Origin of the sequence: Methylovulum miyakonense HT12 (assembly GCF_000384075.1) — a bacterium.
Classification (GTDB): domain Bacteria; phylum Pseudomonadota; class Gammaproteobacteria; order Methylococcales; family Methylomonadaceae; genus Methylovulum; species Methylovulum miyakonense.
Map to the genome: position 1 here is coordinate 490425 of NZ_KB913025.1, position 14650 is coordinate 505074.

The following is a 14650-nucleotide window of genomic DNA, read 5'->3' on the forward strand; positions in this document are numbered from 1 at the left end:
TTTTGCTAGGGCTTAAACAGCTGCGGCACCGGCAACAATTTCTGAAATTTCTTGAGTAATTGCGGCTTGTCTGGCTTTGTTATAAACCAATTGAAGTTCTTTAATCAGCTTGCCCGCATTGTCGGAAGCACCTTTCATAGCCACCATTCTGGCTGCTTGTTCGCAGGCATTATTCTCAACCAAACCTTGGTACACTATAGATTCAATATAACGTGTCAACAGATGGTCCAGAACTTCCTTTGCATCAGGTTCATAAATATAATCCCAATGCCCAGTCAAGCTACCTTCAATGTCGTTAGCGGCAACTGGCAGCAATTTCTCAACCGTTGGCCGTTGGGTCATGGTATTGACAAACTCGTTACTGACTACATACAACTCATCTATCTTATTTTCACTATAGGCATCAAGCATTAACTTAATGACCCCAACAATGTCATGAAGATGGGGGGTATCACCCAGCTTGCCAATTTGCCCGATGACATTCACATGCTTAAGGCTGCAAAAAAAACCGGCGCCTTTGGTGCCAATCGTGCAAACATCAACTTCAACACCATCACTACGCCATTGCGTCAATAGCGACAACGATTTTCTGAACAAATTGGAATTAAGTCCGCCACACAAGCCCCTATCTGAACTTACAACAATCAGCCCAACCCGTTTTACCTCACGCTGAATAAGAAACGGATGTTTATATTCAGGGTTAGCTTGAGCCAAATGTTTGATGATTTGTGCAATTTTTCTTGCGTAAGGGCGTGTTGCCTGCATCCTGTCTTTTGTTTTACGCATTTTACTCGCCGCAACCATTTCCATTGCGCGGGTAATTTTTTGAGTATTTTTTATACTCGCAATCTTGGTGCGTATTTCTTTACCAACAGCCATTTTAAGACCCTTTTACCAACTATGAGTTTTAATGAAAGTTTCTATAGCAGTTTGCATACCCTGCTTAATTTCATTACTAAAATCACCCGTCTCGTTAATAGCGCCCATGAGTTCGGAATGCTCTGAATTCATATATCCATGCAAAGCGGCTTCAAAATCAAGAACCTTATTGACTTCGACGTTATCAAGGAAGCCTTCATTGGCGGCAAACAAAGAAACAGCCATTTGCGCTACAGACATGGGCGAGTATTGATTTTGTTTCATCAATTCAGTGACCCGTTGCCCACGTTCAATTTGCTTTCTTGTGCTTTCGTCAAGGTCTGAGGCGAACTGGGCAAAGGCCGCCAACTCACGGTATTGGGCCAGGTCAAGACGCGTACCACCACCTAACTTTTTGATAATCTTAGTTTGCGCCGCACCGCCGACTCGCGATACAGACAAACCCGCGTTAACCGCAGGACGGATACCCGCATTAAACAGGTTACTTTCTAAGAAAATTTGTCCGTCAGTAATCGAAATAACGTTAGTAGGAACGAACGCAGATACGTCACCACCTTGAGTTTCGATAATGGGTAAAGCGGTCAACGAACCCGTTTTACCTTTGACTTTACCGCCAGTCAGTTTTTCAACTTCTTCGGCATTAATACGTGACGCCCTTTCCAATAAACGGGAGTGCAAATAGAAAACGTCCCCAGGATACGCTTCACGGCCAGGCGGCCTGCGCAATAACAAGGACACTTGGCGATATGCCCACGCTTGTTTGGTCAAATCATCATAGATAATCAAGGCATCTTCGCCGCGATCCCTGAAAAACTCGCCCATTGAACAGCCGGTATAAGGGGCAATGAATTGCATTGCCGCAGATTCAGAAGCCGATGCAGCAACGATAATGGTATGCTCCATTGCGCCATGTTCTTCCAATTTACGTACAACGTTAGCAATTGATGAACGTTTTTGCCCGATTGCAACATAGATACATTTAATACCTGTGCCTTTTTGGTTGATAATGGCGTCAACGGCAATAGCAGTTTTACCCGTTTGTCTGTCACCGATAATCAACTCACGTTGGCCACGACCAACTGGAATCATCGCGTCAATGGATTTCAAACCCAATTGCACAGGTTGGTCAACAGATTGACGGGCGATGACACCTGGTGCGATTTTTTCGATTGGGGAAGTTTCGCTAGTTTCAATCGCACCTTTTCCGTCGATTGGATTACCCAAAGCATCTACAACACGGCCTAATAACGCCTCGCCAACAGGAACTTCTAATATTCTTCCAGTGCATTTTACGGTGTCACCTTCAGAGATATGTTGGTATGACCCTAAAACAACCACACCGACCGAATCCCTTTCAAGGTTAAGGGCCATGCCAAAAGTATTTCCTGGAAACTCCAACATTTCCCCCTGCATTGCTGCAGAAAGACCATGGACTCTAACAATACCGTCAGAAACACTAACGACAGTACCTTCCGTATGGGACTCAGAACTCAGATCAAAGCTTTCGATCTTCTTTTTAATCAGATCACTAATTTCAGATGGGTTTAATTGCATGATTTTTCTCACTCTCACTGAAGAGTTTTTTGCATTTGTTGAAGTCGGCCTCTAATAGAGCCGTCAATTACTTGATCGCCTGCCCGAACAAGAACACCACCAATAAGTGATTTGTCTACGGCCACATTCATATTAATTTTTTTGCCTAGCGATTTTTCCAGATTTTCGGCAAGCGCCTTAAAACTTTCTTCCGAAAGTTCATAGGCTGACGTTACTTGAACATCAAGATATCCTTCGTACTCAGCTTTATACTCTTCAAAAAGTGCGGCAATTGTCGACAACAAAGGTAGGCGACCATTTTGAACCAATAACTTCAGAAAATTAGCTGCTTCTTTATCAATTTGATCCTGACAAATATCAAGCAATAAATCGGTTACGCTTTGCTTACCTATTTTAGGATTATCAACTACGCTAGAAATACTGTCGTTGCTAGTAACGGCAGCCATAAACGCCAAATTTTGTGACCAATTTTGCATAGCCCCTGTTTCTTTGGCTCGTTTAAAAGCAGCTACTGCATAAGGCCTTGCTGATGTCGCCAATTCACTCATTGCGCTTAACCTAATTGATTAGAGACATTGTTGATAATGTCTTGATGCTTGGCTTGATCAATCTCAGCACCCAATATTTGCTCAGCTGCAACCAATGCCAATGCGGCAACTTCTTGACGCAAGCCTTCTTTTGCTTGTTGCATTTCTTGCTCAACCTGTGCTCTTGCAGCCAGAACCAAACGGTCACCTTCTTTTTTGGCGGCTTCTTTGGATTCTTCTACAATTTCGTTAGCACGTTTTTGCGCAAGGCTGACAATCTCCGAAGACTGTTGCTTAGCTTCTTTCAAAACGTTCTTGGCCTTTTTCTCAGCCAATTGCATTTCTTCTTGGCCTTTTTCGGCAGCCGCTAAACCTTCAGCAATTTTCTTTCTACGTTCTTCCAAAGAGTCAAATAAAGGTGGCCAAATGTACTTCATGGTAAACCATACCAGAAGTGCAAAAGTTATCATTTGCCCAATCAGAGTAGCATTGATACTCACGATGCGTTCCTCTTGTCGCTATTAAAATGAGACTGTTTAATTAGCCTGCCGCAGCCGCTTGTACAGCAGACAAGAACGGGTTTGCAAAAGTAAAGAACAGCGCCAAACCAACACCGATCATAGTGACCGCGTCCAACAGGCCTGCAACAACGAACATTTTTACTTGTAGCATAGGAACCATTTCCGGTTGACGTGCAGCACCTTCAAGAAACTTGCCACCCAACAAGCCGAAGCCTATTGCAGTACCTAACGCACCCATACCTAAAACCAGACCTACTGCGATAGCAGTCATACCTTGCACATCAGCAATCAATCTTGCAATTTCCATGAAACCTCCAAACGTATATCAAGTTATAAAAAAATGTAAAAAATTAATGGTCTTCGTGCGCCATGCTCAGATAAACAATCGTCAGCACCATAAATATGAATGCCTGAAGCGTGATGATCAGAATATGGAAAATAGCCCAAGGGAAACTCAAAACGGGCTGGATGTACCAAGGCAGCAGTGCGATCAAGATAAAAATCAATTCACCCGCGTATAAGTTTCCGAATAACCGCAACGCCAAGGAAATAGGCTTTGCAAATTCCTCGACCAATTTTAACAACAAGTTAAATGGCAACAGCCAAATACCAAAAGGCTGCAGGGTCAGCTCTTTGGTAAAACCCCATACGCCTTTTATTTTAATGCTGTAAAAAATAATCAAGAAAAATACGGAAATGGACATCGCAAACGTAGCGTTCAAGTCGGTGCTTGGGACTACGCGCAAATAATCAATGCCCATCAAAGACCCGATTAGAGGCAGGATATCTACGGGGAACAAGTCCATAAAATTCCACAAAAACACCCAGCAAAATATCGTTAATGCCAAGGGCGCAATCAGCTTGCTATGGCCATGGAAACTGTCCTTAACTTGTGTGTCAACAAATTCGATCAGCATTTCCGCAAAACTTTGCACCAACCCTGGAACACCTGCGGTGGCTTTTTCAGCTGCGGATTTAAAGAACCAGACAAACAACCCGCCCAAAACTGCTGAGAAAAACAATGTGTCAAGATGTAATGCCCAAAAGCCTTCACCGACATGCAGTGAAGTCAAATGATGAATAATATATCCGGTTGCACCTTCGGCAGCGTGAGCTTCGGTAGCCATTGTTCCCCTCTCTAAATAGTCAACGTCAACGCATTAATAGCGCGAACCAAAAAACAGATATTGCCAACACATAGGTGGCTAATAGCGGAAATATTTCTATGTTTGGAATCCGGAAGGACATGACAAAAAGGGCGATGGTCAGCAACCATTTGCCTACTTCGCCCAAGTAAAAGCTGTTGACGACCTTTTTTGCCGGCCTGCCATCAACCTTGCGCACCTGCCATCCGAAATATAAATTAGGGATGAAAGCGGCCAACCCGCCCAGCACCGAAAAACGTGCCGTTTGCCATCCTTCCAAGGCAGCAAAGCCAGAAACGGCCATTGTTATTATCAAAAATTGACAAATAAGAACCTTGCTGACAGTAGATAATTTTCTAGCTGCCACGGACAAACTCCACACATAAAAGCTGCTGGATTATAACGAGCCGTTTTGATTTAATCAAGGCTGATGACCAAGAACTAGTCTTCATACACTTTTTACCAATGCCAATGTGTGCCATTATTACTGCTGTTTATGATTTATCAGGACTATAAAAATGCAAGGGCAACTACAAAAAATGTACGGGCAATTAGGCTCACCTATCCTTTACGACTTACCGTTAAACAATAAAAAAATCGCGTTAAACCCATTAATTGGCAAAACTATACACTTAAAGGGCACGGGCAATATCCGGTGCATACATTGCGCAAAAGCAATAAAAAAAACTTATAACCAAGGCTATTGCTACCCATGCTTTATCTCTTTGGCCGAGTGTGACATGTGCATCATGAAACCGCATACCTGCCATTTTTCAGCGGGGACTTGCAGGGAAGCGGCTTGGGGTGAGGAATTTTGTTTTCAACCGCATATCGTCTATCTCGCCAACTCCAGCGGCATAAAAGTAGGCATCACCCGTGCCACCCAAATACCCACCCGCTGGATAGACCAAGGGGCAACCCAAGCACTGGCTATTTTTAAAGCCCAGTCCCGCCATATCTCTGGACTGGTTGAAGTCGCCATCGCCAAACACATCAGCGACAAAACCAACTGGCAACAAATGCTTAAGAAAACCGCCGAGCCTATTGATTTGGTCAGCCAACGCGACACCCTCATCGCCGCCTGTGAAACGGAGCTCGCCGCCATAAAAGAACGTTTTGGCGAAGCCGCCCTTGAACTGCTAAGTGACGGTGAAATCATCGACCTGCATTTCCCGGTGTCCGAATATCCTGGCAAAATAAAATCCCTGTGCCTGATAAAAACACCTGACATATCTGGCCAATTATTGGGCATCAAAGGCCAATATTTGATATTGGATAGCGGCGTGCTAAATATCCGCAAATACACGGGGCACGAGGTCGTTTTCTCGGCGTAGGAAAAACCATGCGTGGCGGGACACTTCGCCACGCATAGCCTCATCGGCTAATGGACAATATTCAGTTCTTTAAGCGTGGCATGAATATCATCAAGGGATTGCTGGTCAGTATCAAACACGTTATCCGCCAACTCCGCAGGGCAGTCGGTGCAAATCGCCAACAAACCGGCATTTTTGATTGCTTGGATCAAACTGGCAGTCGCTTCTGCTTCCAAGACGGTAGTCGCATGGCCGTTATCAAACAAACGCCTTTCCAATTGATAAGCAAGCGACTCGCTATTAGCACCCGTCAACGCAATCGCCGCCGGTGTCTGGCTAAACCGTGCCGCACGTTCCTCAGCACTGACAGACTGCAAACTCTCGTCATCGGACACGCCGATAATCATCCCTGCACCGACCGTGCCGTTGGTCAAGCGGTCAATGATGATGAATGAGCCCGTGCCACGGCTGGTTTTGTAAGGGTCAAACACCACCGGGGCCGTGACCGAAACCGTACAGCAACCGATTTCATTGAGTTTCAGTTCATTGGCGTCATGATGCTCCAAGGTATTGACATCAATACGGTGATGGATCATGGAGACCGAGCCGAACACGCTGCGGGTCGCCAGCTTAATCATGTACTGGCGGCCTGGCGCCAAGGCTTTTTCGGTCATCCACACGATATGCGCCTTGAACTTGTCAGCCACTGTCGCTGACACCAGCTCCTTGCCGACAATCATATCGCCGCGGCTAATATCAATCTCATCTTCCAGCGTGAAAGTCACCGACATGGGCGCGAACGCTTGCTCAAGCTCACCATCATAAGTGACAATGGACTTGATTTTGCTGCTTTTTCCAGACGGCAAGGCCGTAACCAAATCGCCTTTGTGGAACACGCCAGCGGCAACCGTGCCACAGAAACCACGGAAATCCAAGTTCGGACGGTTGACGTATTGGACAGGGAAGCGCGCATTGTCAAAATTACGGTCATGGGCAATCACGACCGTGTTCAACGCCTCCATCATCGGCACACCCGTAAACCAAGGCATGTTTTCGCTAGGGTTGACGACATTGTCACCGTCCAAGGCCGACATCGGGATGAACTGCACATCATCCAAATCCAAGGTTTCGATAAATTGCAGGTAACCTTGTTTGATCTGGTTAAATTTATCTTCGCTGTATTCCACCAAGTCCATTTTGTTGATGGCGACAATAACATGCTTGATGCCCAATAAAGACGCGATGAAGCTATGGCGTTTAGTTTGGGTTTGCACACCGTACCGGGCGTCAATCAGGATAATCGCCAAATCACAAGTGGACGCGCCTGTCGCCATATTACGCGTGTACTGCTCGTGCCCTGGGGTGTCGGCAATAATGAATTTACGGGTGGACGTGGAAAAATAACGGTAAGCCACGTCAATGGTGATGCCTTGTTCGCGTTCAGCCTGCAAACCGTCCACCAACAAGGCCAAGTCGATTTTGCCCGCCCCGGTCGTGCCGGATTTGACGCTGTCGGCTTGCACCGCCGCCAATTGGTCTTCATAAATCATTTTGGAATCGTGCAGCAAACGGCCTATCAGCGTGCTTTTGCCGTCATCGACGTTGCCACAGGTTAAAAAGCGCAAGAGTTCCTTACGTTCGTGTTGCGCCAGATAGGCGTTAATATCGGTGCTGATTAAGTCAGATTGATGGGACATATTTATTACTCTGGAATCTATTTAGAAATGGCTCTGTTAGAAGTGGCGATAACGGTGCTTTAGAAATACCCTTCGCGTTTTTTCTGCTCCATAGAACCGGATTGATCATGGTCAATCAATCGTCCTTGACGTTCAGACGTGGTGGTCAACAGCATTTCCTGGATAATTTCCGGTAAAGTTGTCGCGGCCGATTCCACCGCCCCCGTCAATGGGTAACAACCCAAAGTCCGGAAACGCACCATCTTCATTTCTATTTTATCATCCGGGCCAATCGGCATACGTCCATCATCCACCATGATCAACATCCCATCCTTTTCGACCACCGGGCGCTCTTTGGCAAAATACAGAGGCACGATAGGGATTTGCTCCAGATGGATATATTGCCAAATGTCCAGCTCCGTCCAGTTAGATAAGGGGAACACGCGGATGCTTTCGCCCTTGTCGATTTTTCCGTTGTAAATATTCCACAATTCAGGACGTTGGTTTTTGGGGTCCCAGGTATGGTTTTTATCCCGGAAGGAATAGACGCGCTCTTTGGCACGGGATTTTTCTTCATCCCGGCGTGCGCCACCAAAAGCGGCGTCAAATTGGTACTTGTTCAACGCTTGCTTCAGGCCTTCGGTTTTCATGACATCCGTATGTTTTTTACTGCCGTGCGTGAACGGGCCTATGCCTTGTTCGACACCATCCTCGTTGATATGGACCAGCAAATCCAAACCTAACTCCTTAACCCATTGATCGCGGAACTCGATCATTTCCTTGAATTTCCAAGTCGTGTCGACATGCAGTAACGGGAAAGGCGGTTTTCCAGGAAAGAACGCTTTCATGGTCAGATGCAACATGACCGCAGAATCCTTGCCAATAGAATACAACATCACAGGACGTTCAAATTCAGCTGCTACTTCACGAATAATATGAATGCTCTCAGCTTCCAGCTGTTTAAGATGTGTCAGTTTATAATCGGTCATTTAAAAGTCCGTCAAGGTTGGGTGAAACACTATGTCAATTTAACGCTCAATCTGCGTCCTATTCTAATTTGAACAATACGCTAATACCAGTTATCTCTATTTTCCCCCTATTTTCACAACATATTCTGTTTAAAGTTCATGCAACGCACTTTGGAGGCGTTGATAGATCCCCCCGAAACTGCCATTGCTCATCAGGACAAAATGGCCGCCATGGCGTGCTTCGGCTTGTAAGCGGGCGATGATGCCATCAAGTGAAGTGTGGATTTCGATATTATCGGCATATTGCTTTAAAGCGGCCAGATCCCAACCCATTGACTCCGGCTGATAGATAATCGCCAAATCGGCCTGGGCTAAAGATCGGGCCAACGTTTCGGTATGGACTCCCATACGCATTGTGTTTGAACGCGGCTCAACAATGGCAATAATACGTTGCCCCGCCACTTGTTTGCGTAAACCGTCCAGGGTGGTGGCGATGGCGGTTGGGTGATGGGCAAAATCATCATACAAGGTCACCCCCTTAATCTTGGCGATCACTTCCATACGCCGCTTCACATTCCTAAACTGGGATAACGCTTCGATAGCCGCGCCGGGGGGCACCCCCACCTGTTTTGCGGCGGCAATTGCGGAAAGGGCATTATATACGTTATGCCGGCCCGCTAACGGCCAAACAACCACGCCCTGCCCAGCTTTCTCAAACGTCACTTGGAACTGGCTGCCATCATCTTTCAGCAAACGGGCGTCCCATTGTGCATCCGCATCAATAGAAGTTTTTGCCACAGGCGTCCAGCAGCCCATCGCCAGGACATCATTTAGGTTGGCATCGCATGCCGGGCTAATAATCATGCCTTCGCCGGGGACTGTCCTGACCAAATGATGGAACTGTTTTTTAATGGCGTCCAAATCGGGAAAAATATCCGCATGGTCGTATTCGAGATTATTCAATATTGCCGTACGGGGATGGTAATGGACGAACTTTGAGCGCTTATCGAAAAAAGCCGAGTCATATTCATCGGCTTCAATGACAAAAAATTTGGAGCCCCCCAGCCGCGCAGAAACATCAAAATTTAACGGGACACCGCCAATCAGAAACCCCGGGTTAAGGCCGTTATAATCCAATATCCAACTCAGCATACTGGTGGTGGTGGTTTTCCCGTGCGTGCCGGCAACCGCCAGCACCCATTTGTCGCGCAACACATGCTCCGCCAACCATTGTGGCCCCGACACATAGTTTAGGCCCTGGTTCAGCACCGCTTCAACTTCGGGGTTACCGCGCGACAAGGCATTGCCGATAATGACCAGGTCTGGCTTGCTATCGAGGTTCCCGGCACGATAGCCTTCCAGCAACCGTATGCCCTGACTTTCCAATTGGGTGCTCATCGGCGGATAGACATTTTGGTCAGACCCTGACACCTGATGGCCTAATTGCCTGGCAATGACCGCCAGCCCGCCCATAAATGTGCCGCAAATACCTAAAATATGAATATGCATTATCTTTTTATCCTTTCATGCCGCTTTAAATTCATCCAAAAACCTGTTGCCTATGCAAACCCAATTAAAATCCCAAAGCCACTGTCCGGACAGAAAACACCCCATAACCCCAAAATAAAAAAGCTTCCGCAACGGAAATAGGGCGGCTTAGATAAATACACTAAACGGCTCGACAATGACCTGCTCACCCAATTGGACACCTTGGCATTCGCTAGGCAACACAATGTGGCAATTGGCTTTATGGAGGGCGGCTAATAAATGCGAACCTTGTTGGCCGGCCGAACCGACAAAAAACTCGCCCGCTGCATCTTGGCTAAGTATCCCAGCTTGAAACTCCTGCCTTCCAGGTGCTTTTTTGAGGGCGCTGGAGCAGGTCGCCCTTACCCTCAACGGCTGTTTGGCGGATAGCCCCGCCAATTGCCTGAGCGCGGGGACAACCAAATGCTGGAATGTGGCAAACACAGCCCCAGGGTTACCCGGCAACCCAAAAAAATAGCTCGCGCCTATTTTACCGAACGCCAGGGGCTTACCCGGTTTCATCGCAATTTTCCAAAAATCGACTTGTCCGCAACGTTGCAATATCTCCCTAATGTAATCCGCCTCACCCACCGAAGCACCGCCAGTCGTAATAATGGCGTCGCTATATCGGGAAGCGTCGGTAAGCTTGGCTTCAAGCTCGTCCTTATCATCGGCAATAACCCCGCCATCAATAACCGTATAAGCATTGTCCGCCAACAAGCCCGCTAACAAATAACGGTTGCTATCATAAATTTGCCCGGTCGCCAACGCTTCACCAATGGCAACAAGCTCGTCGCCGGTAGAAAAAAAGGCAATTTTTAGTGGCCGAAGAACCGGGACTTCCGCAATCCCCGCCGCCGCCAGCAAACTTAAACCAATGGGCGTCAAAGTTTTCGGATAGGTGCACACCAGACCGCCTTGCCTGACATCTTCGCCAGCCATCCTGACATTCTGTTTGGCTTTAACCTGTGCCGGAAAATGCACCCACGGGCCATCCACCCGCACCTGTTCCTGCATAAGCACTGAATCCGCCGGCTTAGGCACGACGGCACCGGTAAAAATCCGGACACACTCGCCCGCCGCCAACAACCCTTGATAAGGCCGTCCCGCCCACGAGACACCCGCACAACGCAAAGCGACCGCATGGCCGGAGGCAACCTCATGGCTGGCAAACGCATAGCCATCCATCGCCGCATTATTATCGCCGGGAACATTGGCCGCCGCATAAACAGGGCGTGCCAAAATCCGCCCCAGTGCGGCCGTTAATGGTACAGTTTCGGTTTCTTGGATTGGGTCTATGGCTGACCGTATCCGGGCAAGCGCTTCGTCAACGGTCAATAACGGTTTGGGGCCAAACGCACAACGGTCAATCATGAAACCCCTAACACTTGGTTAAAAATAAATTGGGCGATTAACCCGGGCTGATTGATGTTGAGGCATACCATATTATCAGGTACAGGCAACTGGACATCGCTGGCAATGGCGATAATGTCAGGGTCGTCAGGGTAAAGGAATGGCCGCCCAAGACCGCTTCTGTGCACTTCAATTTTCGGAAACTTTTCCGATTTAAAACCTTCGACCAAAATCAAGTCAAGCGCAAGCCCGTCAAATTGCTTTAATTCTTCTTCCAACCTTGGCTCCCGCTCCGGTGAGATTTCAGTGATAACCGCCCTGCGGCATGCCGAGACCAGCACCACGGGCGACGCGCCAGCTTCCCGCAAACGGAAACTGTCCTTACCAGGCTGGTCTATCTGAAAATTGTGATGGCTATGCTTGATCAAACCAACCCGCAACCCCCGGTTTTTCAAAAGCGGGATCAATGCGGCCAGTAACGTGGTTTTACCTGTCCCGCTAGCGCCAGCAAAACCTAATACAGGGATATGGAAACTTTGCATACTCGGCAATTTATCAGACAGTTAACTTTTGTAAGTTATTCTAAGGTATTATTGGTATAACCTCTATTTAATCAGCCTTGACTGGATTATTATCCCGGAGCATACCTTGATTCGGTTCGTTTTGCTTTTGCTGCTCGTCATCATTGGCTATTTCGCCTTACGGGGCGTCCTAAAAAAGCCACCCGTAGTTTTGAGGAAATATATCAGAATTATTGGCTTTAGTGTTATCGGCGGCATGATCTTATTTCTAGCGGCAACGGGGAAACTGAACGCATTGTTCGCACTCATCGCCGTCGCCATTGCCTATCTTTTCCGGCTCATCCCGGTTTTATTACATTACTTCCCACACCTGCAACGGCTGTGGATGCACTTCACTGCACAACGGCAAAACAACGCCCCAAAAACACCGGGCAAAGGCGATATGGCAATTGACGAAGCTTATGAAATTCTGGGCTTAAAGCCAGGGGCGTCCGAACAGGATATTCTTGACGCACACCGCAGGTTGATGCTGAAAAACCATCCCGACCGTGGTGGTTCGGATTACTTGGCCGCAAAAATCAATCTCGCTAAAAAAATCCTATTAAAGAAATAACGACTATGTACCAAAACCTTACAAAGCTGCTGTTCCTTATTAGCCTAACCCCCTCATTAGCCCTGGGCGCACAAAACACCGGCATTGCTACCGAGCCGCAAGCAAGCAAGCCGCACACCCAAACCACTAAGGCATTATTACCCCCGGCCTCTGCCCCCACCCCCAGCAAAAAACCTATAGTAGCAACTACCGGCATCCCCGAAAAACCGGCCGCCATAGCCGTTAAGCCTATTGCACGCACCAAATCCCCGGCAATCACTTTCATGCCCCAAAAAAACACCGCCACCGCCATAACCCTCGACCCTAGGAAATATTATCAAGTCAAGTCCGGCGACACACTGTATTCGATCAGCGTCAGCTCCGGCCACGTTTTTCAGGACCTGGCCCAGTGGAACCACCTCCCCTCACCTTATCAGGTAAGGGCCGGACAAATACTGCAACTGTTTAACTCCCCCGAAGAGCCGGCAACCCATCCAAACCAAGTGAAGCCGTCACCCGCCAAAGAAAACCGTCCTGAGCCCCCAAAACCTAAAATACCAACCACCAAAAAGCCTTCCGCACCCGTTATCGCCCCCCTCCCCAAACAGGCAAAAGCTCCGGCGGCCATTAAACAGCCCGCCGTTACGGAAAAAAAATCCGCTATTCCAATTGATAATAAAAAAGTGTTAAAGTTAAACTTTAAATGGCCAATTAATGGCCGGGTCATCAAAAGCTTTAGTCAATCGAATAACCAAGGCATTGATATAGAAAGCACGGCAGGAAAGCAATCTGTGGTGGCCGCAGAAGCCGGACAAATCGTATATACCGGATCAGGCTTAAGCAACCTTAAAAACCTGGTCATCATCAAACACAATCAGCAGTATTTAACGGCCTATGCCAACAATAGCCGTGTTATCGTCCATGAAGAACAACAGGTAAAAGCGGGGCAGCTTATCGCCGAAATGAACGCCTCAAAGAAACCCGGCGCCCTGCATTTTCAGATAAGAAAAAACGGGGCGCCTGTGGATCCGCTAAATTTCTTACCTAAATAATGAATCAACCACCTGCTTATCTCGACTAATCCCGTAAATTATTTATGAATGAAGAATTAACCGCACCTTTGGATGATGAGATAGTTGCAAGCCTTGATGAAGATTTTTCTTTTGATGATGAAACCGACGCCCACTTCGTGCAGGACATATCGGATATTGAAATTGCCGTTATAAAATCGAAAAGCACCTACGATTTCGATGCCACCCGTGTTTATCTTAATGAATTAGGCCGGTCAAAGCTGCTGACCGCCGAGCAGGAAATAACTTATGGGAAAAGGGCGATAAAAGGCGACCAGGAAGCCCGTAACATCATGATTGAAAGCAACCTGCGCCTGGTCGTCAAAATCTCCCGCCGCTATGTCAACCGGGGGCTCCCCCTATTGGACATGATCAATGAAGGTAATTTAGGCTTGATCCGTGCCGTCGAAAAATTCAACCCCGAAAAAGGTTTCCGGTTTTCGACCTATGCCACTTGGTGGATCAGGCAGGCGATTGAACGCGCCATTATGAACCAAACCCGGACGATCCGCTTACCGATCCATATCGTTAAGGAACTGAACACTTACCTGAAAACGCAACGCCATTTGGCGCAATTGCTGGACCGTGAGCCCAACGCCGAAGACATCGCCGAGCATCTCGACCGGCCTGTGTCACAGGTTGAAAAAATGCTTAAACTGAACGAGAGGGTCACGTCCGTTGACGTGCCCTGTTCACAGGATTTTGAAAAACCGATCCTCGACTCCATTTCACACGATGCCGCCCTACCGCATGATGAAAAAATCCAGGCAGATGGCATCAACCTCAATATCTGCCACTGGATTTTTGAACTCCCTGACAAACAGCGCGATGTGATTTGCCGCCGTTACGGCTTATGCGGCTATCAGGAAGCGACCCTTGAACAAGTCGCCCAGGAGTTGGGTGTGACCCGCGAACGTATCCGGCAAATCCAAATGGAAGCCTTAAAAAAATTAAAAGAAATCATGCACACGCATGGTTACTCGTTCGAAGAAATTTTTAATTAA

At 47.5% G+C, this 14650-nt stretch carries 16 protein-coding genes; 4 read left to right on the plus strand and 12 right to left on the minus strand.

Translation table 11 applies throughout. The features are described 5' to 3' along the window. Positions 1-12: 12 nt before the first annotated feature. Genes atpG through METMI_RS0102535 form a run of 7 tightly spaced genes read right to left on the minus strand, consistent with a single transcriptional unit; the run spans position 13 to position 4993 of the window. On the minus strand, positions 13-879 hold the full coding sequence (atpG, locus tag METMI_RS0102505; RefSeq protein WP_019864631.1) for a F0F1 ATP synthase subunit gamma: 867 nt from the start codon (positions 877-879) through the stop codon (positions 13-15). A gap of 12 nt (positions 880-891) precedes the next feature. Beyond that, positions 892-2433 carry a F0F1 ATP synthase subunit alpha gene (gene atpA / locus METMI_RS0102510; protein WP_029151447.1) on the minus strand — a complete coding sequence of 514 codons (1542 nt, stop codon included), beginning with the start codon at positions 2431-2433 and terminating at the stop codon, positions 892-894. 14 nt (positions 2434-2447) lie between these two features. Then, on the minus strand, positions 2448-2981 hold the full coding sequence (locus METMI_RS0102515; protein WP_019864633.1) for a F0F1 ATP synthase subunit delta: 534 nt from the start codon (positions 2979-2981) through the stop codon (positions 2448-2450). 5 nt (positions 2982-2986) lie between these two features. Next, positions 2987-3460 carry a F0F1 ATP synthase subunit B gene (locus tag METMI_RS0102520; RefSeq protein WP_029151448.1) on the minus strand — a complete coding sequence of 158 codons (474 nt, stop codon included), beginning with the start codon at positions 3458-3460 and terminating at the stop codon, positions 2987-2989. 40 nt (positions 3461-3500) lie between these two features. Continuing rightward, on the minus strand, positions 3501-3788 hold the full coding sequence (gene atpE / locus METMI_RS0102525) for a F0F1 ATP synthase subunit C (protein WP_019864635.1): 288 nt from the start codon (positions 3786-3788) through the stop codon (positions 3501-3503). Between the two features lie 43 nt (positions 3789-3831). Beyond that, positions 3832-4608: a F0F1 ATP synthase subunit A gene (gene atpB, locus METMI_RS0102530; protein ID WP_019864636.1), complete on the minus strand. Its 777-nt coding sequence runs from the start codon at positions 4606-4608 to the stop codon at positions 3832-3834. Between the two features lie 25 nt (positions 4609-4633). Then, positions 4634-4993, minus strand: a complete 360-nt coding sequence (locus METMI_RS0102535) for an ATP synthase subunit I (protein WP_029151449.1) — start codon at positions 4991-4993, stop codon at positions 4634-4636. 151 nt (positions 4994-5144) lie between these two features. On the opposite strand from METMI_RS0102535, the gene METMI_RS0102540 reads away from it, so the two are divergent. Further along, positions 5145-5960: a DUF2797 domain-containing protein gene (locus tag METMI_RS0102540; protein ID WP_019864640.1), complete on the plus strand. Its 816-nt coding sequence runs from the start codon at positions 5145-5147 to the stop codon at positions 5958-5960. 47 nt (positions 5961-6007) lie between these two features. Here the strand turns inward: METMI_RS0102540 and cysN are convergent, their stop codons facing one another. The 5 genes from cysN to mobB form a co-directional block, all read right to left on the minus strand. Continuing rightward, complete coding sequence (gene cysN, locus METMI_RS0102545; protein ID WP_019864641.1) at positions 6008-7636, minus strand: sulfate adenylyltransferase subunit CysN; 1629 nt, start codon at positions 7634-7636, stop codon at positions 6008-6010. Between the two features lie 59 nt (positions 7637-7695). After that, positions 7696-8604 (minus strand): sulfate adenylyltransferase subunit CysD, encoded by a 909-nt coding sequence (gene cysD, locus METMI_RS0102550; protein ID WP_019864642.1) that lies wholly within the window; start codon positions 8602-8604, stop codon positions 7696-7698. 129 nt (positions 8605-8733) lie between these two features. Continuing rightward, entirely contained in the window at positions 8734-10092 is a 1359-nt protein-coding gene (mpl, locus tag METMI_RS0102555) for a UDP-N-acetylmuramate:L-alanyl-gamma-D-glutamyl-meso-diaminopimelate ligase (RefSeq protein ID WP_019864643.1), read from the minus strand. 147 nt (positions 10093-10239) lie between these two features. Beyond that, the gene (gene moeA, locus METMI_RS0102560; RefSeq protein ID WP_019864644.1) at positions 10240-11484 is read right to left on the minus strand and encodes a molybdopterin molybdotransferase MoeA; all 1245 of its coding nucleotides are present in this window, start codon (positions 11482-11484) and stop codon (positions 10240-10242) included. Beyond that, positions 11481-12005, minus strand: coding sequence for a molybdopterin-guanine dinucleotide biosynthesis protein B (mobB, locus tag METMI_RS0102565; protein ID WP_019864645.1), 525 nt, complete (start codon positions 12003-12005; stop codon positions 11481-11483). Before mobB ends, moeA begins: the two co-directional genes overlap by 4 nt. Before the next feature lie 106 nt (positions 12006-12111). Between mobB and METMI_RS0102570 the strand changes: the two genes are divergently transcribed. From METMI_RS0102570 to rpoS, 3 genes are read left to right on the plus strand one after another with little or no spacing between them, the layout of a single operon-like run. Then, on the plus strand, positions 12112-12597 hold the full coding sequence (locus METMI_RS0102570) for a DnaJ domain-containing protein (protein WP_019864646.1): 486 nt from the start codon (positions 12112-12114) through the stop codon (positions 12595-12597). 5 nt (positions 12598-12602) lie between these two features. Further along, positions 12603-13628: a peptidoglycan DD-metalloendopeptidase family protein gene (locus METMI_RS23000; protein ID WP_019864647.1), complete on the plus strand. Its 1026-nt coding sequence runs from the start codon at positions 12603-12605 to the stop codon at positions 13626-13628. 44 nt (positions 13629-13672) lie between these two features. Continuing rightward, positions 13673-14650 (plus strand): RNA polymerase sigma factor RpoS, encoded by a 978-nt coding sequence (gene rpoS, locus METMI_RS0102580; protein WP_019864648.1) that lies wholly within the window; start codon positions 13673-13675, stop codon positions 14648-14650.